Raw genomic sequence first — 18,813 nt, forward strand, 5'->3', positions numbered from 1 at the left:
ATCCTTTCCGCCAAAGGTGCTGTCAGTCCATATAACTTGCAGGCACTGCCAAAGGGGAGCAAACCAGGTGCCAAGTAGAATCAGACCCTGATGGTCGGAGCGATGAGCGCTGTGAACCACAACATCGAGAAGTAATCCCATGGTATCCACGAGGATTGTACGTTTACGACTACGACCATTGACCTTTTTCCACCGTCATAGCCAGGTTCTTGGCCAGTTCCAGCCCTTTTGAGTGACTGTGAATCTAAACAGCCGGCACTAGGCTGAGTATTTCTTCCAGCTTTGAGCCGAACTTTCTCACGGAAGATACAGTTTAATTTTTTCCAGGTACCGTCTTCGTGCCATTGCTGGAAATAACCATAGACCGTTCGCCATTTAAGAAAATCGTGGGGTATAAGTCGCCAGGCACACCCCGTTCTGAGCATGTAAAAAGCAGAAAGTTTTAGTGGTCAGAAAAAGCCCACCAGCTTACCAGTTGGCAAAAGTTAAGAAATTTTAACTCCCCGTTTTCACTGTAATTATGAGAAGATAATGAAAAATGAGATGATCATGAAAGACCATTATCACTATGGCAACATCATTTGCTTCCCGGGGAGGACTGCTGGCGTCTGGTTTGGCGATCGCCTTTTGGCTGACCGGTTGCGGCACGGCGGAAGTCACGACCTCCAATGCTCCCAGCGAAGAAGTGACAGCAGTAACCACAGAAGTCCAGGGGGAAATAGAGGAGAAAAAGAAGGTTTTAACCACCTTCACCGTCCTGGCCGACATGGCCCAGAATGTTGCTGGAGATAGGCTAGTGGTGGAATCCATCACTCGCATTGGTGCAGAAATCCACGGCTATGAGCCGACTCCCAGTGATATTGTCAAAGCTCAGAACGCAGATTTAATTCTTTACAACGGCATGAACCTAGAGCGTTGGTTCGAGCAATTTTTGGGCAACGTGAAGGATGTGCCCTCTGTGGTGCTAACGGAAGGCATCGAACCGATTCCGATCGCCGACGGCCCCTATACCGATAAGCCCAATCCCCACGCCTGGATGTCGCCCCGTAATGCCCTGGTCTATGTGGAAAATATCCGCCAAGCCTTCGTCGAACTTGACCCGGACAATGCCAAATATTACAACGCCAATGCAGCAGCCTACAGCGAGCAGTTAAAGGCGATCGATCGCCAACTGGGAGCGGATTTGGAACAAGTGCCCGCCAACCAGCGGTTTTTGGTGAGTTGCGAAGGAGCGTTTTCCTATTTGGCCAGAGATTACGGTATGGAGGAGATTTACATGTGGCCAATTAATGCCGAACGGCAATTTACTCCCAAGCAAGTGCAAACCGCGATTGAGGAGGTGAAAACCAATAATGTACCAACAATCTTTTGTGAAAGTACCGTCAACGACAAGGGGCAAAAACAGGTAGCCCAGGCCACTGGCGCTCGCTTTGGCGGCAATCTCTATGTTGACTCCCTTTCCACAGAGGAAGGCCCTGTGCCCACCTTTTTAGATTTGCTGGAATATGATGCCCGGGTGATTGCCAACGGTCTTTTGGCCGGTACCAATGCCCAGCAATGAAAACAACTTTGTGTTTTGACACGTTGAGTTTTTCTGCAATCAACCGGACCTAATCTTGACGATTTACCACTCTCTAAAACCTGAATCCCCCTTTTGCCATGGCAGCCACCCTATCTCGTCTTGATATATCCGTCGATAGCGTCAGTGTTACCTATAACAACGCCCGTTTGGCCCTTTATAACGCCACCTGCACCGTTGAACCCGGCACCATTACCGCCCTGGTGGGGCCCAATGGCAGTGGTAAATCGACTCTGTTCAAATCCATCATGGGGTTTTTGCAACCGAGTCAGGGACGGGTACGCATTGGTGGCTTTTCCGTACAAAAGGCCCAAAAGCAACAGTTGATGGCCTATGTTCCCCAAGCTGATGAGGTGGACTGGAACTTTCCGGTCAGTGTGTTTGATGTGGTGATGATGGGGCGCTATGGCTATATGAATGTGCTACGCATTCCCAGTGCTAAAGACCGTCGCTTGGTGATGGAAAGTCTAGAGCGGGTGGGCATGGTGAAATACCGTGATCGCCAAATTGGGGAACTTTCCGGCGGTCAAAAGAAGCGGGCATTTTTGGCCCGGGCCTTGGCCCAGGAAGGCAAGGTAATTCTGTTAGATGAGCCCTTTACCGGGGTTGATGTGAAAACAGAAAAAGGCATGATTGATTTACTCATGGAACTGCGGGATGAGGGGCACACCATTCTGATTTCTACTCATGATTTGGCCTCCATTTCCACCTTTTGTGACCACACCATTCTGCTCAACCGCACTATTTTGGCCCAGGGTAAAACCGAGGAAACCTTCACCAAAGAAAATTTGGAACTGACTTTTGGTGGGCTACCAATGCTGAGTCTGAATCAGATGTTTGAATCGACAGAGGTAGATGCGTGAATCGGTTAGTGGTGGCCTTTCCCTTTTGGCATTGGTTAGTGGAGCCTTTGCAATATGAATTTTTAATCCGGGCAATTTGGGTGAGCGCCTTTGTGGGGCTAGTGTGTGCGGTGCTCTCTTGCTACATCACCCTCAAAGGTTGGTCCCTGATGGGGGATGCCATTTCCCATGCGGTGGTCCCCGGTGTAGTGCTAGCCTATGCCTTGAATATTCCTTTTGCCATTGGGGCCTTTACCTTTGGCTTTGGGGCAACGGTGGCGATCGGTTACGTCAAGTCTAAAACCCGGTTAAAGGAGGATGCAGTCATTGGCATTGTCTTTACGGGATTTTTTGCCCTTGGATTAGTGTTGGTGACCAAAATTCCGAGCAACGTTGACCTGTTCCATATCCTGTTTGGCAATGTGCTGGGCATTTCTCAACAAGACATCATCCAAACCCTGATTGCTGGCTCCATTACCCTAATCGTGATTTTGTTGCGCCGCAAGGACCTGCTCTTGTTTTGTTTTGATCCAAACCATGCCAAGGCGATCGGTCTACGCACCCAAGTGATGTATTACACGCTGTTGTCGGTTCTGGCCCTCACCATTGTGGCGGCTTTACAAACAGCGGGCATTATTTTAGTAATTTCCATGCTGGTCACTCCAGGATCCATTGGCTATCTGCTCAGCGATCGCTTTGATCATATGCTTTGGTACTCGGTCGTCAGCAGTGTACTGTCCTGTGTGCTTGGCACCTATTTGAGCTATCACTTTGATGTTTCGACCGGGGGCATGATTGTGGTTATCCTTACAATGCTATTCGTAATAGCCATGATTTGTGCACCCAAGTATGGCATTTTGGCCCAGGAATGGCGCAAACGCTCGGGGCCAAATCCGGAAGACGATGAAAATCAGACTGTGGTGGTAGATCAAGTCTAGTTGGTTGGTATCGCCACAATAATGAAGACTTCACTGCTGTCAAAAACAGTTCTCCTTGGGAGACAACTGTTATGGCGATCGCCAGTTTGGTGGAGGCATTATTTGCTTGGCATTTGACCAGTATTTACCCGGGTGATTTTGACACGTTGTTGACTTTTAACGCTTGAATTATTGTGGTGCTGGGGGGAGCGGGCAGTAATGCGGGTACGGTGTTGGGCACCATTATTTTTTTGGCCTATGATTCCCTAACCAGGTTTTTGTTACCCCAAATTGCTTTTTTAGACCAGAGTCAAGCTGGAGCTTTTCGGGTCATGATCATCGGGCTAATTTTAATGGTGTTAATGGTGTGGCGACCCCAGGGCATTTTGGGTAAAAAAGAGGAGTTAACCCTAGGGCGCTAATGGTAACCTGAAAATTTTTGATTAAAGTTTAAGGGTTTAGAACGTATTTGGAAAATTTTATTCCGCCCCCTAAATCTCCTTACTAACGCTCCAGCGGTACGAGGGTAACTTTTACTCAGTTTCTCTCCAAGTTTTTGGGGGATTAGGGGGACTTTTCAAACACGTTCTTAAACTCCCTCAACTTTAGCTATCAAGCACTCCGGGCCAACGGCCATATTTGAGATAAAAACCCCCTAAACAAAGGATGATAATTAAAATTGTCCCGATCGCCAGATAACTTGGGACAAAAAAGCTAGTTTCAATAATGTTAATTTGTCCAGGTTTTAACTGCCATTGCCCAGGTATATCTGTCTCCAATTCTTGCCCTGGAGCATTGGGCGTCTGGAGAGTCAGGGGAGTTTGCAAATCAAAATTGAGGTTAATTAGGGAGCCGGGACTAAGAATAATGTTGCCTTGGTTAGATAAAACCCCCAGGGCCCGCAGGTCAACGGTTAACTTGAGATGATTGCGGTCCGCCAACAACCAATTACTTTGTTCTAATGCGAGTTCCGCTTTTAAATTAAGCAAATCCAACTGGTCTGGCTCTGGCGATCGCCGTCCTTTGGGGGGTTGGGGATTGAAAAAGCGATTGAACTTTTCCACCAACTCCTGGCCGCTACCAAAAGGAATGGTTACCACAAGGGTTTCCTCCGACGGGCGATCCGTGTGACCGTTTAAGTCCTTAGCCCGCTGGTCTAAACTTTTGAGCCAACGATCAGCTTCTGCCTGGCTCAGGGTAGTTAGTTGTTCCCCCAGGGTGATGTGTTGGACAATTTCCCCATAATGTTGCTCTGGAAAACGAATGCCCACGTCATAATCCACACAACCGGTTAGCAAACAGCAAACGCCCAAAACCATGGGTAATAATCGTTTAAACCATTTCTGGGGGCACATCATCCGGGAAGCCTCATGGGCAAATAACATCAGGTAAATTTAAGACTCGACCGCCAGTATATCAATCCAGACCATCCCATAGTCGGTTTTGTATCCCATTCAACCTTTCAACCGCCGTTAAACTCTATGACAAAGCCATTGCCCTATGACCTGATAATTGTGGGTGCGACGGGATTTGTCGGTGGGATTGTCTGCCGCTATTTGTTGTCCCACTGGGAAACTGCAGCAGGGAAAAACTGGGCGATCGCCGGCCGTTCCCAAGCTAAACTTGACCGTTTGTTGCAATCCCTTGGCCCTCAAGCTGCCCATTTGCCCACCTTTGTAGCTGATGTCAAAGACGAAGCCGCTGTCACCGCCCTCTGTTCCCAAACCAAAGTTGTGGTTTCCACGGTGGGACCCTATGCCCTTTATGGAGAAACCCTAGTCCGGGTTTGTGCTACCACCGGCACAGATTACTGCGATCTGACTGGGGAAGTGCAATGGGTAAACCAAATGATCGAAAAATATGAGGCGATCGCCAAGCAATCAGGGGCTCGCATTGTCCATTGTTGCGGCTTTGATTCCATTCCTTCTGACCTAGGGGTGTACTACTTACAACAACAAAGTCAACGGCGTTGGGGGAAACCATGCATCCGGGTCAAAATGAGGGTTAAAACAGGGCAAGGTGGCATTTCCGGAGGCACGATCGCCAGTGGCATCAACCTGATTCAAGAGGCAATCGCCGATCCTTCCACCCGCCAGGCCCTTGGTAATCCTTACATCCTTTGCTTTAAACCTGATCACTGGTCTGACCATCCCCCCAGCCTCATCCCCGTGCAAAATGACCCCATCTTTTCCGGATGGACTGCCCCCTTTGTCATGGCAGGGATAAACACTCCCATTGTTTTGCGTTCCAATGCCCTCCAAAACGAAGTCTATGGTGAAGGATTCCAGTATGAGGAAGGCATCTTAACCGGGTCAGGAATAATCAGTTGGTTAGCAGCCCAGGGCATTAAATGGAGTTTGGATCTTATGGCCTTGGCTTTGGCGATCGGCCCCAGTCGATGGTTGTTACTCCAAATCCTACCTAAACCAGGGGAAGGCCCCACTGAAGAAGCTCAACAGCAGGGCTTTTATGATTTACGCTTTTGGGGAGAAACTGCCTCTGGCCAATCCACCATGGTCAAAGTTACAGGGGATCAAGACCCCGGCTATGGTTCCACGGCAAAAATATTAGCCCAAGCCGCATTATGTTTAGCCCAAGACAAACCCAAATCATCGCTCCAAGGAGGTTTTTGGACTCCTGCGACTAGCTTTGGTCAGGATTTAATTCAGCGGTTAATTGATTACGCTGGAATAACTTTCACCCAAGAAAATAGCTCTAACCTTTGACCCCACTGCTGGCCTCGGAGGGGATGATGTAACGTTGCACAAACAGAAACAGTACGATAATAGGAGCAATAGCAATCACGGAAGCCGCTGCAATGAGCCGCCAGTCAAAATCCAAAGCACTAGACAATTGAGCAACGCCCAAAGGCAATGTGTAATATTCTGGTTGATCGAGCACAATCAGTGGCCAGAGAAAATCGCTCCAGGCACCGATAAAAACAAAAATAGCTAGGGTTACCAGGGCGGGGCGAATGGCCGGAATCATGATGTGCCACCAAATGCCCAGTTCTCGACAACCATCGATGCGGCCCGCTTCTTCCAATTCCTTGGGCACCCCTTGGAAAGCTTGCCGCAGCAGAAAAATACCAAAGGCAGAAGCAAGGCTGGGGAAGATAATGCCCACGTAGCTATTCCTGAGCCCTAAATTCACTGCCAGAATGTAGAGGGGAATCATGATTAACTGGAAAGGAATCATCAACGTGGCCACGATCGCCGCTAGGGTCATGTCCCGACCGACAAAGTTTAAACGGGCCAGGGGATAGGCGGCCAGGGCGCAAAAAAACAAGTTAAGGGCCACAGTGATGCTGGACACCACCACGCTATTGAATAGGTAACGGCCAAAGGGATAGTCTTGCCAAACCTTGATAAAATTCCCCAGATTGGGTTGTCGGGGTAACAATTGTCCCAAACCCCCAAAGACATCCTCCGTCGGGGCCTTCAAAGCTGTAGCTACTAACCACAGCAACGGTAACAACATGGCGATCGCCAATAGGACTAAAACTAGGTAAGTTTTCCAGTGTTTCACAGCGGCGGGGTAATAGCGGGTAATGATGGGGCATTGGTCAGCAAAGCCCAGACCAGGATAACAAAGAGAAACAAATAAACCCAATAAAAATCCCCCCAGAATAATCCCAGGGGGTTGATAGTTGCAATGGCAAGAATTACTTACCCATGCCCAACTGTTGGGCTTTTTGGTAAACCTTACCCTCCGTGAGCAGGGAAGGGGCAATGACCACATCCACCTGTTGCATCTCTTTCATATCTTTGGCTCCTAGGGTGCCCATGCTAGTTTTTATTGCCCCCAGTAGATTATGGGTGCCGTCATCCAATTTGGCAGGCCCTACTAAAATTTCCCGAATGGTGCCAGTGGTACCGACGTTGATGCGAGTACCCCGGGGTAATACGGGACTGGGGGTGGCCATACCCCAATGGAAACCACGGCCGGGAGCTTCCGCCGCCCTGGCAATGGGGGAACCAATCATCACTGCATCAGCACCGCAGGCAATACATTTACAAATGTCTCCACCGGTAATAATGCCCCCATCAGCAATGACCGGCACGTAACGGCCCGTCTCTTGGAAATAGTCATCTCTGGCTGCTGCACAATCGGCGATCGCCGTCGGTTGAGGTACCCCTACTCCCAAAACTCCCCGGGAAGTACAGGCCGCACCGGGGCCAATACCCACCAGCACCGCCGCTGCACCGGCCCGCATCAACTCCAGGCTGACTTCGTAGGTAACGCAATTACCCAACACCACCGGCATGGGCATTTCCTGACAAAGTTTGACCAGGTCCAAACTCTCCACCGATTCGGGGGATAGGTGGGCCGTGGAGACCACTGTGGCCTGGATAAATAACAAATCCGCTCCAGCTTCGGCCACCGTACTGGCATATTTAGATGCCCCCACCGGAGTCAGACTAACTGCTGCAATCCCCCCAGCGGCTTGGATTTCTTGAATGCGCTTGGTAATTAACTCCGGCTTGATGGGTTCGGCGTAGAGTTCCTGCATTAACCCCACAAATTCCGTTTTGCCCACCGAAGCGATGCGGTCCAAAATCGGATTGGGATCTTCGTAGCGGGTTTGAATGCCCTCTAAATTGACTACCCCCAAAGCGCCTAGTTCGGATAGTAGTACTGCCATGCGGCTGTCCACAACCCCATCCATGGCGCTGGCAATAATGGGGATTTCCCGCTCAATGGCGCCCACTTTCCAGCGGGTATCGGCCAGGGCTGGGTCTAAGGTCCGCACTCCGGGAACCAGTGCAATTTCGTCGATACCATAGGCTCGACGGGCTGTTTTTCCCCGTCCAATCGTAATGTTCACGCTTACTTACTATTCCCAAACTGTTTAAATTAGCGTACCAAATAATCTGACCCTTTGGACGTCAGCACAGCCTAATAACCCTAATCCAGTGGGGATCAGAGCCTATGGCATCCAACGGGGAGCAAAACCAGCGGTCAATTCTTGGGGATCGGGATCCGCATCGGTTTCCGTGGCCAAATCTCCGGGTAGGGGCAACAACCAAACTCGTCCATCCACAATGGATCTTTGAGAATTGGTGAGAAGATCATGGGAACCAAGAGTAGGTCCTGTGGCTACCTGGTCAAACATTAACCCCAGACCATCGGGAGCAACGGTGAGATCAACTTCGGGGTAATTGGGTAAAGCTAAGAGGGGGCGGGCTTGACCGTCGGTTAAATTAATCACCGCCAGGTAGGGTTCTGGTTGCACAGGCTCGCCTTCCCGTTGGATAAAATCCGCCTGCAAGCAATAGGCCCTGGGTTGGGAGCGGGGGTCGAAACGACAGCTTATTAGGGGGTAGGGACCCCGTAAAACTTCCCTTTGAGTGCGTTCCTGCAGGTCGTAAACAATTAGGGAATGGCTAAAGTCTGGGTTTTGTTGGCTTAACAGCAATTGTTTGCCATCAGGAGAAAAATCCAAGGCTTGCTCCATTGCTTCCAAAAAATGGGGCGCCCCGGCCTCCGGAATTAGGGGAATTAAACCCACTCCCCCCTCCTGGCCCACTGCAAGGAAATTACCATTGGGTCCAACAATAAATTTTTCTGCCCTAATACCTAGAGGTCTGGGATTTTCTCCACTGGGGGCTACCCACAAACCAGAGTCAGCAGGATTTTGAGCATTTTCTCTAGCAATAACTAACATACTGCCGTTAGCGGCCAGGGCAATGCGCTGGTTATCATAATCCTGGTCTTCCCAAAGCCTTTCCAATTTACCTGGTAGAACTTTAGTTTGGGTGTTGAGGTTATTAATACCGGTGGTGACAGTGAAAATATTCTGTTGTCCACCACGGCGGGTGGGGTCGGTGGCGGTGAAAACTAGGCGATCGCCTTGGGGATAAATTTGAAACTGTCGAACGGTGAGGTCCTTAGGGGTGAGGATAATTTTTTGGGGTTGTTGGGGGTTGGTGATGTTGTAGAGAATTAACCTTCCCCTTTCTTCGCCGGCCACACCAATATAGGCCAAAGCCCGGGCCCGACTGGTGATCAGACTGGTGAAATCCTGTCCCCTTGGACCCCGTACCATGGCAGGTAAAGGTAAGGTCAATTGATAGTTAGTACCATAACGGGGGATGTCCGTTAGGGTGTAGAACCAACGCCGCCCCTGCCAAATGGTTTTGCCCGCCAGGGGTGGGTCAATTACCAAGCCTGACTCCATTACGTCCGGGTCAACAGGATGGTTAAAAGTCATGGTCAGGGCCTGGGTTTGGGCCCCGATGTTGGTGTTGCGCCAACTGTATTGCGTTACCATCAGGGGACTTTGATTGCCCCGTAACAGCACCACCGCAATTAGAAGAACCAAAATGATGGCGATCGCCCCCACGGTGCGGTCAAAGAGGCTCAATTTTTTCCATAAAGCCGTAGTAGGGGAAAAACGTTCCATCATGGGGGCTAATAAAAAACAGGGCTACCTAGTCGTCCAATTTAACTTTAGGGACGTAAGTAGACGCCACGGATAATTCCTTCAGTTGTTGTTTATCCACCGCCGCCGGTGCTTCCGTGAGCAGACAACTGGCCTGTTGGGTTTTGGGAAAAGCAATCACATCCCGAATGGAATCCTCTTTAGCCAGCAACATTACTAACCGGTCTAAACCGTAGGCGATGCCGCCGTGGGGAGGAGTACCATACTCGAAAGCATCCAATAGGAAACCAAATTTTTCGTGGGCTTCTTCGGGGGATAAACCAATGGTGGCAAAAACCTTTTCCTGTACTTCTCGCTGATAAATCCGCAAACTACCGCCACCAATTTCCACGCCATTCATGACCAAATCGTACGCTTGGGCCCGGGCAGTTTTCAGATCGCCTAAATCATCGGGGTGGGGCGCAGTGAAAGGATGATGCAGAGCTTCAAAGCGTTTTTCATCACTGTTCCACTCAAACATGGGGAAGTCCGTGATCCAGAGCAGATTGATGGCATCGGGGTCGATCAAACCCAACTGTTCTCCCAGCACCAACCGGAGGCGGGAAAGGGATTTATCCACCGTGGCAGTGTCTCCGGCACCAAACAGTAGTAAGTCCCCGGCTTCAGCTTGGGTTAATTGCAGTAACGTTTTTACCTGGGCCTGATCTAGGTTGTCTTTAATGGCCCCAATGGTGTCAATTTCGCCGTTATCCCGCACCCGAATGTAGGCAATGCCTTTAGCTCCAGCTTCCGTGGCTTCTTTGAATAAATCTCCACCAGGTTTAATGCGTACATTGGAAATAGTTTCATTTCCCCCTGGCACCCGGATCGTTTTGATAGAACCCCCACTACTGACGGCAGCGGAAAAAACCTTAAAACCTGTGTTGCCCAGCAGGTCGGAAACGTCCACCAATTCCAAACCAAAACGGGTATCGGGGCGATCATTGCCATACTTAGCCATGGATTCTTGATAGGTCAATCGGGGAAATGGCCGGGGCAAATCGATATTTTTAACAACTTTGAAAATGTGGCAAATTAACGCTTCGTTGAGGTCAAGAATTTCCTCCTGGCCCATAAAGCTCATTTCCATATCCAACTGGGTAAATTCCGGTTGGCGATCGGCTCTTAAATCTTCATCCCGAAAACAGCGGGCAATTTGGTAATAACGATCCATCCCCGCCACCATCAATAGTTGCTTAAACAGTTGGGGCGATTGGGGCAGAGCGTACCATTCCCCTGGGTTAACTCGGGAGGGAACAAGATAATCCCTGGCCCCTTCGGGGGTGGAACGGGTGAGAATGGGGGTTTCAATTTCCAGAAAATTCTCTTGATCTTCCAGGAAACGGCGCATGGCTTTGACCACCTGATGCCGCAGTTGTAGATTTTGACTCAACCTAGCCCGCCGCAGATCTAGGTAACGGTATTTAAGCCGCACATCTTCCCGCACCTGTTCTGCTTCGTGACTGGACACCACAAAAGGTAATTGTTGATTGACACCGTTGAGCAAGATAATGCTGTCGGCATAGATCTCAATTTCCCCGGTGGGAATTTTTTTGTTCAATGATTCCGGGGGACGTTTACTGACCACACCGGTAACTTGCACCACGTATTCATTACGTAATCCTTCCGCCACTGGATAGGAAGCGGGGGTTTGGTCAGGACTACTGGCGATTTGCACTATGCCCTGGCGATCGCGCAGGTCAAGGAAAACTACGCCACCATGATCCCGACGGCGATCGACCCAACCGTAGAGGGTCACTGTCTCCCCCAGATGGGTTGTCCGTAGGTCGCCGCAATAATGAGTACGCATAGAGGTGTTAATCAAGCAAAATTTCGTTGAACAGCAGGAGTTAGGGGTGAGAAGTAAGCATTAAATGGAAGTAGGGCCGGGTTCAGCAATTAGCCACTCAACACCAAATTGCTAAACACCAAACCTTAGTTAGGCAAAGGAGTTTTCCCAGACCAATTCTTCCAGGGGAGTTTGACCGCCTTTTGCCCGGGCATCTTCGGTGCGTTTACCGATCGCCACCATGGGGCCAATGGCATAGTCAGCGGGTAATTTGACCAACTCGGCTACCTTTTGGAGGTCAAAGCCGATCATGGGACAGCTATCATAGCCCATGGCCTTGGCCGCCAACATCAAATTTTGCATGGCCATGCCAATGGACCGTTGGGCTTCATCCCGTTGCAACTGTGGTTTGCCACCATAGAAAGAGGCGATCGCCCCAACAAGATAATTGGCCACTTCCTGGGGGGCATTGCGCCAGTAACGGGCGGGGTCTTTATCCCAAGCGTTAACATCCGCCGCTACCAAAATTAACAGGGAAGCGTCGGTCATTTGGGCCTGATTGCCATATTTTTCCCGGATGGTTTGCCGCAGTTGGGGATCCCGAATGATCAAGAATCGCCAATGTTGGATGTTAAAACTAGTGGGAGCTTGGATGGCCGCTTCGAGCAACTTTCTTTCTTCTTCGGCCGTTAAACGATGGTCAGGGTCAAAATGCTTAACCGATCGCCGTTGGTAAATAGCGTCAAAGGTGTCCATAGTGTTTTAGCAATGATAGCTAGGAAAATGATTAGGAGAAGAGAACTCAAAACTTAAATATAAAGACAATTCTCGAATTTAAGCAGCGGTCAACACCCCTGGCGACACTTGTTTGGGCAGAATATCAATTAAATCCTCTGTGGCGCAGTAGCGCAAATCCTCTAGGCGGTCAAGCTTGAGTAGCCGTTGGCCATGGCTGGCTTGTTTAAACAAACTCAGTAAATCACTCCGCCATTGGCGGTACAAACTTTGGGCCGCCACCACTTCATCATTGCCCACGGTGAAATCAATGCCTTTTTCCCGGAGCAAGCTGGCGATCGCCCCAGCACAGACCGTATCTTCTAGGGAATAACCCCCTTCCCAACCGGAACCCAATAGCCACACTGTTTTGGGCTGGGTTTGGGCTAGGTAATCCACCGCCGCTCCCCGGTTAACCAAAGAAGCTGTGACCAACTGAGGACAATCCTTCACCCTCTGCAAAGCCCTAGTGCCATTGGTGGTGGAAAGAAACAATCTTTTCCCCGCCATCAACTCTGACGTACAATCTAAGGGAGAATTACCCAAATCGTAGCCCGCCACAGCGGCCCCGCCCCTTTCCCCCGCCCGGAGACGTTTTTCCCCCGGCCAGGATTCACTGGTGGCCATCAAATCATCAAGGGAGCTAAAAACCTGCACCGCTTCTGCGCCAACTTTTAAGGCAGTGGCGATCGTGGTCGTAGCCCGTAGGACATCAATAACCACGGCACAGTCAGGCAAGGATTGATCTGGTGTTAATTCCGGCGTGTGATAAACAAAGATTTCCACAGGATTTGGCGGATTGTTTGGGGAATGAACAACCCTCCCATCTTATCGGTAGTGGGCCAACCCGGAAGAAGAATTGGCTAATTTTTCTGGGCTCAGGGCCCAGGGGGGATCCCAATGGGCTTTAAACTGGTTTTCGGTGGCGATCGGGCTTAGAATCTGGCCAAAATGCTGAGCTTAACCTGATTTGCCAAAGTTTTTCAAAAATTTTCGTTTGTCCTAGATTTTTAGCAAAAGTTTTCCTATGGCAATGTCAACTCCGGAGGTGACTCCCACTTTAAGCGATAGCAATGGCCATGAAGCCGGTGTCCAAACCCAGTTTACTATCCAGGAAATTAGTGATTTACTCCCCCACCGTTACCCCTTCGCCTTGGTGGACCGCATCATTGATTTTCAACCGGGTAAATGTGCCGTTGGCCTAAAGAATGTCACCATCAACGAACCGTTTTTTCCCGGCCATATTCCTGATCGCCCGATTATGCCTGGGGTGTTAATTGTGGAATCCATGGCCCAGGTGGGGGGAGTGATTTTGACCCAACTGCCGGGGATGCGGGGTAAATTCTTCGCCTTTGCTGGCATTGATGGGGTGCGGTTCCGGCGGCCAGTGGTGCCTGGGGATCAGCTAATTATGACAGTGGAATTACAATCCTTTAAACTGCAACGCATTGCCAAAATGCAAGGGGAAGCTAGGGTCGATGGACAACTGGTTTGTGGGGGGGAAATGCTCTTTTCCCTAATTGATTAGGCAAAATCGATAGAAATTGTCATTTAGTTGGCATTTTGCCCAGTTATGTTCGTTTTTCTCTCCAAACTTTTACCCCTATTCCTCTATCCCCTGGGGCTAGTTTCGCTGTTACTGTTGGGGATCGGTTTTTGGAGTTGGCAACAGCAGTTGGGTTTACAGTGGCCGGCCTTGGTGGCCTTGGCTATTTTACTAGTCAGTGCTAATAGCTGGGTTAGCGATGCCCTGCTACGGACTTTGGAGTATCAATATCTGCCTATGGAAGATTTCCCCCAAGCCCCAGTTATTGTTGTTTTGGGGGGCGGTCTTTACCAGGCCACCTATCCCCGACAATTTCCCGAAGTGGCCGAAGCTGGCGATCGGGTCATCTACGGCGCACAAATCTACCAAGAGGGCAAAGCTCCCTACATTATTGCCACGGGGGGAAGGATTCCTTGGTTGGGCACAGTGGCCACCTCGGAAGCGGAGGATATGGCCCTATTGTTGCAACGGTTGGGCGTGCCTAGGGAAGCTATCATCAAAGAAGAGAAATCCCTTAATACCAGGCAAAATGCGGTTTTTACCCAGAAAATTCTCCAGCAACGGGGTATAAACACGATTATTTTGGTCACGTCTGGTTACCATATGCCCAGGGCCAAAAGAGTATTTGAAAAACTGGGTATTATTGTCATTCCCGCCGCCACCGACTTTTTGAGTCAACCGTTGGGCCGAAATAATTTCAACCTTGCCAACGTCATCCTTGGTCTGATGCCCGATGCCAAAAGTCTGCAAATGACCACCATGGCCCTGAAGGAATATTTGGGGCTGGTTATTTATAAACTGCAGGGCTGGGTTTAGCCGTTAGCCTTGGGCTTTCCCCTGTTCCAAAGGACTAGGCTGGGATGCCAGTAGTTTTGGTCAAAACCCGATTGAGTTTGCCACTCTGATAACCTTCCAAATCGAGAGTGACGTACATAAAACCGAAATTTTGAAAAGTTTGCACTAATTCCCCTAGGGGCACATCTTGCACAAACCGTTGGATTTGTTCCGGGGGTAATTCAATGCGGGCCAAATTTTGTTCCGATCGCACCCGGACTTGGTTATAGCCGAGACGACGCAGATAAATTTCTGCCCGGCCGACCCGCTGTAATTTCTCCACTGTGATTTCTTCGCCGTAGGGAAAGCGGGAGCTTAAACAAGGTTGGGCTGGTTTATCCCACCAGGGCAACCCCAATAACTGGGAAATTTGCCGCACTTCCAACTTGCTAATTTGCAATTCGGCCAATGGCGATCGCCCACCCCGTTCCTTAGCTGCTTGGATACCGGGGCGATAATCCCGTAAATCATCACCATTTACCCCATCAATGACGTAGCCGTAACCCCGGGCCAAAGCTAAGGGCTTAAGGGTGTCGTGGAGTTCACTTTTGCAAAAATAACAACGATTTTCAGGGTTAGCAGTGTAATTAGGGTTGGCCATTTCGTTGGTTTGCACCAGTTCATGGGCAATGCCAATCCATTCAGCTTGGGCCTGGGCATCTTCCAATTCTTCCGGTAACAGGGAGGGTGAAACGGCGGTGATAGCCACGGCATTTTGCCCCAAAACGTCATAGGCTACCTTGGCCACCAGGGTACTATCCACTCCACCGGAATAGGCAATTAAAGCCCGGTCTAGTTCCCCAAAGAATTGCCGCAGATTTTCAAGTTTGCTTTCTAACATAGCCTTTGGCGATCGCCCTTATTTGTCGATTGTTGATCAAATTCACTTCTAACGGTAACAAAATCTTTGGCAGGTAAAGGTCATCGGCCCAAAGACCGAAAAACATCTTTTTTTACTTGGCATACTAAAGACCTTTAAGCGATTATAATGTTCACAAATCTACTGAGGGCAATGTTATGGGTAGTGATAGGGAGAAAGAACGCCTCATTTTGGAAAAAAAATACTGGAGCTTGAAATAGAGAAGTTGAAAAGACAAAAAGCTCATAATCATCAGTCTAAAAAAGATGAATTGAGTGATTTGACTGACACTGCCATGGGGGCCGCATCAATTGCCGTTGGCACTGTCGCCGGAGTTGCCACATCTTCTCGTCTGTAAATGTTCGTCTTCGTTTTTGACTCATTGGGACATTCTCCTTGATTTTTGGCTCTTCTCTAATGTCCATTTTTTTAGTCAGGATCAGAAACGGCTCTGGATGCTTTTTCTTAGAAATGGGATAACTTCTACCCAGTCATCAGTCAAATCTGGTTACGTCATTGGGACCATGTCATTTCCATTTTTGACTATCCTACGGAGATAAGCCGCGTTATTTACACTACCAATGCGATTGAATCCTTAAATAGCCCTTTTCGCAAGATTATCAAAATAAAATCCGTTTTCCCGGTGAAGATTCTGTTTTTAAGCTATCATATTCGGCAATGAGAAACATCACTAAAAAATGGCAGCGCCCTATACGAGATTGGCGAGCCGCAGTTTCCCATTTTGCTGTTCTTTTTCCTGAACGCTTTTCACTTTAATTCTCCTCTTTACACAAAATCTTGATCACTCTCGTTTGTGTCTCACAAAACGCCATTTCGTTAACATCAAACTCCTTTCTATCCATCCATGACTTTCTCCTTCCCCATGGCCCGTTGGCTAGAGCAATGGCAAGCCCGTCTGCAAAACTTGCCCGAGTCTACAACGGAGGAATCGATTGTTTTCCGCATTTTGGTGCAGTTAATGGTGATTGTGGGCATTGTGGCCACAGACGTAGCGGCCCAAACCACCTGGAGTTTATGGGCCATTCCCCTCAGTGTCATTGGCTCTTGGTGGAGTTGGCGTCAAAGAAAAAAGAAGAATATTGCCCTTAAATTTCTGCTGGCGATCGCCATGGTGGCCATGTTGTTTGTCTTTTTGGGCAACTTGGTGGAAAATCTCAATGCTAGCCAGGTGGCCCTAGCGGGATTATTGGTGCAACTACAGGTATTGCACAGTTTTGATTTGCCTCAGCGGAAAGATTTAGGCTATTCCATGGTGATTGGGCTCATCCTTTTAGGAGTGGCGGGGACTTTATCCCAAACTCTCGCTTTTGCCCCCTGGTTATTGCTTTTTCTCGCCGTAGCTATTCCCACTTTGGTGTTGGATTACCGTTCCCGTTTGGGGCTAGAAGGAATTCCATTTTCCCTACCGTTCTGGAAAAGTGCAGAGAAAGCTAGGCGATCACAGCGGATGGAATATTCCCCCCTAGTACCGAAAAAGTTATTGGCTCTGCTGGCGGTAACCCTGGCCTTCGGTTTATTACTCTTTGCTCTGATGCCTCGCTTTCCCGGTTATAGACTGCAAAGTTTTCCCGTCTCTAGTCCTGGGGAAATGCAACAACAAACTTTTGAGGGGCAAAACCAAGATATCAACAACCCTGGTTACCGTCGAGGAAATGGCACTGGTACCGGCGGAGAGGGAGATGGTTCAGAACCCGGCCAGGTGGACGACACCTTCTACTACGGTTTCAACAGCCGTATGAATCAAAATTTGCGGGGGGAAATGACCAAACAGTTAGTTCTGCGGGTACGTTCCCAAGCGCCAGGTTTTTGGAAAGCGTTATCTTTCGACCGCTATACGGGCCAGGGTTGGGAAATTAGTGATAACGAGAAGATCACCACAGTGGAACGATCGCCGTGGTCCTATCGTTTTGTGCTGGATAACATTGACTCCTTGCTGGAAACGGAAAATGTGGTGCAAACCTATACCGCTGTGGAGGATTTACCCAACGTAATTCCCAGCCTTTACCATCCCCGGTTTTTATACTTTCCCACCAGGGAAGTGGGCATAGACAGCAATGGCAGTTTACGATCGCCGGTGGGTTTGCTAAAAGACATTACCTACACAGTGATTTCAGAAGTGCCGGTGCGAGATCGCACTAGGTTGCAGGAGTACCGCATTCCCCCGGAAGTGAAAATTGACCCCCAATTGCTCCAAGTTCCCCCCGATATCAAATCGGCGGTGCGGGCTAAAGCGCAAGAACTGTTAGCTAAATCAGAACGGCCCCTAGAAACCCCCTATGAAATTTCCCTCTACCTAACCCAAGCTCTCAAGCAAAATTACCGCATTCGCACTGATTTACCATTTTTTGAAGACGATGAAGATTTGGTCAGCGCCTTTTTGTTTGAATACGAAGGGGGGTTGCCGGACCACTTTGCCACAGTGTTGACCATTATGTTGCGGAGTTTAGACATTCCCGCTCGATTAACCGTGGGCTTTGCTCCCGGACAGTTTAACCCTTTCACTGGTTATTATTTGGTCCATAATACCGATGCCTATGCCTTGACGGAGGTACTTTTCCCCCGGCTGGGTTGGTTTATGTTCGACCCCATTCCTGGCCACGAACTCTATCCTCCCTCCATCGAAGATAACGAAACCTTTAGCGTGCTTCAGCAAATCTGGCGTTGGGTAGCCGGTTGGTTGCCTTCTCCGGTGAGCGGCTTTCTGGCCAATATCTGGGCTGCTGTTACCGGATTCCTGGTCACTGTTTTACGGTGGTTCTGGAATTTAATTTCCACTAGTTTGGGTGGCGCTTTACTCGGACTCATTTTGGCGATCGCCGCCGGTTTTCTGGGTTGGCTGGGTTGGACCCAAGGTAAAAAATGGCTGCAATATCGTCGTTTAGCCAGACTACATCCTATGGCTAGGCTTTATCAAACTTTGCTGTATGACTTGGAGCAAAGGGGTTTTCGCAAAAGTCGAGCCCAAACCCCAGGGGAATTTGCCCAATCCCTGCGGGAACATCTAACCCTAGAGCAGGTAGAAATAATTGTGGAAATTTCCACAGCCTATGTGGCTTGGCGTTATGGAGAGCAACAACCCCACCTAGATTATCTGGGTCAGCAGTTTAAACTTCTAGAACGAAGTTGGCGGAGCAAGGCAAAAACGAAGTTACCCTAAAATATGCCTGTGCTTAAATGGACAATTTTTTGAAATTAAACAGTAACAAAAAGTTAAAGCTAAACTTGAAT

The 18,813-nt window shown here is 49.2% G+C and carries 16 protein-coding genes and 2 pseudogenes; 9 read left to right on the plus strand and 9 right to left on the minus strand.

Features of this window, described 5'->3' with window-relative positions; translation table 11 throughout:
- A pseudogene (locus BWK47_RS10710) lies at nucleotides 1–431 on the minus strand (transposase); the annotation flags it as partial.
- Between the two features lie 137 nt (nucleotides 432–568).
- On the opposite strand from BWK47_RS10710, the gene BWK47_RS10715 reads away from it, so the two are divergent.
- The 4 genes from BWK47_RS10715 (at nucleotide 569) to BWK47_RS10730 (ending at nucleotide 3,760) form a co-directional block, all read left to right on the plus strand.
- Nucleotides 569–1,561 carry a metal ABC transporter substrate-binding protein gene (locus BWK47_RS10715; protein ID WP_162328628.1) on the plus strand — a complete coding sequence of 331 codons (993 nt, stop codon included), beginning with the start codon at nucleotides 569–571 and terminating at the stop codon, nucleotides 1,559–1,561.
- Between the two features lie 98 nt (nucleotides 1,562–1,659).
- Nucleotides 1,660–2,442: a metal ABC transporter ATP-binding protein gene (locus BWK47_RS10720; RefSeq protein ID WP_162328629.1), complete on the plus strand. Its 783-nt coding sequence runs from the start codon at nucleotides 1,660–1,662 to the stop codon at nucleotides 2,440–2,442.
- Complete coding sequence (locus BWK47_RS10725; protein WP_162328630.1) at nucleotides 2,439–3,359, plus strand: metal ABC transporter permease; 921 nt, start codon at nucleotides 2,439–2,441, stop codon at nucleotides 3,357–3,359. Before BWK47_RS10720 ends, BWK47_RS10725 begins: the two co-directional genes overlap by 4 nt.
- Nucleotides 3,360–3,535: 176 nt before the next feature.
- Entirely contained in the window at nucleotides 3,536–3,760 is a 225-nt protein-coding gene (locus tag BWK47_RS10730; RefSeq protein WP_237269609.1) for a hypothetical protein, read from the plus strand.
- A 183-nt stretch (nucleotides 3,761–3,943) separates the two neighbouring features.
- Here BWK47_RS10730 and BWK47_RS10735 read toward each other — a convergent pair whose 3' ends face one another.
- Nucleotides 3,944–4,723 carry a DUF3153 domain-containing protein gene (locus tag BWK47_RS10735; RefSeq protein WP_162328631.1) on the minus strand — a complete coding sequence of 260 codons (780 nt, stop codon included), beginning with the start codon at nucleotides 4,721–4,723 and terminating at the stop codon, nucleotides 3,944–3,946.
- A gap of 96 nt (nucleotides 4,724–4,819) precedes the next feature.
- Between BWK47_RS10735 and BWK47_RS10740 the strand changes: the two genes are divergently transcribed.
- Entirely contained in the window at nucleotides 4,820–6,064 is a 1,245-nt protein-coding gene (locus BWK47_RS10740) for a saccharopine dehydrogenase family protein (protein ID WP_162328632.1), read from the plus strand.
- Here the strand turns inward: BWK47_RS10740 and BWK47_RS10745 are convergent.
- The 6 genes from BWK47_RS10745 to BWK47_RS10770 all read right to left on the minus strand — a co-directional run bounded on the left by BWK47_RS10745 (nucleotide 6,054) and on the right by BWK47_RS10770 (nucleotide 13,111).
- Complete coding sequence (locus tag BWK47_RS10745; RefSeq protein WP_010872540.1) at nucleotides 6,054–6,866, minus strand: carbohydrate ABC transporter permease; 813 nt, start codon at nucleotides 6,864–6,866, stop codon at nucleotides 6,054–6,056. The genes BWK47_RS10740 and BWK47_RS10745 overlap by 11 nt on opposite strands.
- Nucleotides 6,867–7,002: 136 nt before the next feature.
- Nucleotides 7,003–8,166: a GuaB3 family IMP dehydrogenase-related protein gene (locus BWK47_RS10750; RefSeq protein ID WP_162328633.1), complete on the minus strand. Its 1,164-nt coding sequence runs from the start codon at nucleotides 8,164–8,166 to the stop codon at nucleotides 7,003–7,005.
- A gap of 102 nt (nucleotides 8,167–8,268) precedes the next feature.
- On the minus strand, nucleotides 8,269–9,747 hold the full coding sequence (locus BWK47_RS10755; protein WP_162328634.1) for a hypothetical protein: 1,479 nt from the start codon (nucleotides 9,745–9,747) through the stop codon (nucleotides 8,269–8,271).
- A gap of 25 nt (nucleotides 9,748–9,772) precedes the next feature.
- On the minus strand, nucleotides 9,773–11,572 hold the full coding sequence (aspS, locus tag BWK47_RS10760; protein ID WP_162328635.1) for an aspartate--tRNA ligase: 1,800 nt from the start codon (nucleotides 11,570–11,572) through the stop codon (nucleotides 9,773–9,775).
- Between the two features lie 129 nt (nucleotides 11,573–11,701).
- Nucleotides 11,702–12,307 carry a nitroreductase family protein gene (locus BWK47_RS10765; protein WP_162328636.1) on the minus strand — a complete coding sequence of 202 codons (606 nt, stop codon included), beginning with the start codon at nucleotides 12,305–12,307 and terminating at the stop codon, nucleotides 11,702–11,704.
- A 78-nt stretch (nucleotides 12,308–12,385) separates the two neighbouring features.
- Complete coding sequence (locus BWK47_RS10770) at nucleotides 12,386–13,111, minus strand: 2-phosphosulfolactate phosphatase family protein (protein ID WP_162328637.1); 726 nt, start codon at nucleotides 13,109–13,111, stop codon at nucleotides 12,386–12,388.
- A gap of 241 nt (nucleotides 13,112–13,352) precedes the next feature.
- Between BWK47_RS10770 and fabZ the strand changes: the two genes are divergently transcribed.
- On the plus strand, nucleotides 13,353–13,853 hold the full coding sequence (gene fabZ, locus BWK47_RS10775) for a 3-hydroxyacyl-ACP dehydratase FabZ (protein ID WP_204250404.1): 501 nt from the start codon (nucleotides 13,353–13,355) through the stop codon (nucleotides 13,851–13,853).
- A 45-nt stretch (nucleotides 13,854–13,898) separates the two neighbouring features.
- Nucleotides 13,899–14,687, plus strand: coding sequence for a YdcF family protein (locus tag BWK47_RS10780; RefSeq protein ID WP_162328638.1), 789 nt, complete (start codon nucleotides 13,899–13,901; stop codon nucleotides 14,685–14,687).
- A 34-nt stretch (nucleotides 14,688–14,721) separates the two neighbouring features.
- Here BWK47_RS10780 and larE read toward each other — a convergent pair whose 3' ends face one another.
- The gene (larE, locus tag BWK47_RS10785) at nucleotides 14,722–15,546 is read right to left on the minus strand and encodes an ATP-dependent sacrificial sulfur transferase LarE (RefSeq protein WP_162328639.1); all 825 of its coding nucleotides are present in this window, start codon (nucleotides 15,544–15,546) and stop codon (nucleotides 14,722–14,724) included.
- Nucleotides 15,547–16,003: 457 nt separating this feature from the next.
- Between larE and BWK47_RS10790 the strand changes: the two are divergent.
- Nucleotides 16,004–16,341, plus strand: a pseudogene (locus BWK47_RS10790) (transposase); the annotation flags it as partial.
- A gap of 88 nt (nucleotides 16,342–16,429) precedes the next feature.
- On the plus strand, nucleotides 16,430–18,742 hold the full coding sequence (locus BWK47_RS10795) for a transglutaminase TgpA family protein (RefSeq protein WP_162328640.1): 2,313 nt from the start codon (nucleotides 16,430–16,432) through the stop codon (nucleotides 18,740–18,742).
- The last annotated feature ends 71 nt before the right edge of the window (nucleotides 18,743–18,813 follow it).

Source organism: Synechocystis sp. CACIAM 05 (assembly GCF_010222815.1).
GTDB lineage: Bacteria > Cyanobacteriota > Cyanobacteriia > Cyanobacteriales > Microcystaceae > Synechocystis.

Bases quoted from the DNA above. Each gene is read 5' to 3' on its own strand.
- BWK47_RS10715 (WP_162328628.1), top strand. From the start codon at position 569: ATGGCAACATCATTTGCTTCCCGGGGAGGACTGCTGGCGTCTGGTTTG.
- BWK47_RS10720 (WP_162328629.1), top strand. From the start codon at position 1,660: ATGGCAGCCACCCTATCTCGTCTTGATATATCCGTCGATAGCGTCAGT.
- BWK47_RS10735 (WP_162328631.1), bottom strand. From the start codon at position 4,723: ATGTTATTTGCCCATGAGGCTTCCCGGATGATGTGCCCCCAGAAATGG.
- BWK47_RS10740 (WP_162328632.1), top strand. From the start codon at position 4,820: ATGACAAAGCCATTGCCCTATGACCTGATAATTGTGGGTGCGACGGGA.
- BWK47_RS10755 (WP_162328634.1), bottom strand. From the start codon at position 9,747: ATGATGGAACGTTTTTCCCCTACTACGGCTTTATGGAAAAAATTGAGC.
- aspS (WP_162328635.1), bottom strand. From the start codon at position 11,572: ATGCGTACTCATTATTGCGGCGACCTACGGACAACCCATCTGGGGGAG.
- BWK47_RS10765 (WP_162328636.1), bottom strand. From the start codon at position 12,307: ATGGACACCTTTGACGCTATTTACCAACGGCGATCGGTTAAGCATTTT.
- fabZ (WP_204250404.1), top strand. From the start codon at position 13,353: ATGGCAATGTCAACTCCGGAGGTGACTCCCACTTTAAGCGATAGCAAT.
- BWK47_RS10780 (WP_162328638.1), top strand. From the start codon at position 13,899: ATGTTCGTTTTTCTCTCCAAACTTTTACCCCTATTCCTCTATCCCCTG.
- larE (WP_162328639.1), bottom strand. From the start codon at position 15,546: ATGTTAGAAAGCAAACTTGAAAATCTGCGGCAATTCTTTGGGGAACTA.
- BWK47_RS10795 (WP_162328640.1), top strand. From the start codon at position 16,430: ATGACTTTCTCCTTCCCCATGGCCCGTTGGCTAGAGCAATGGCAAGCC.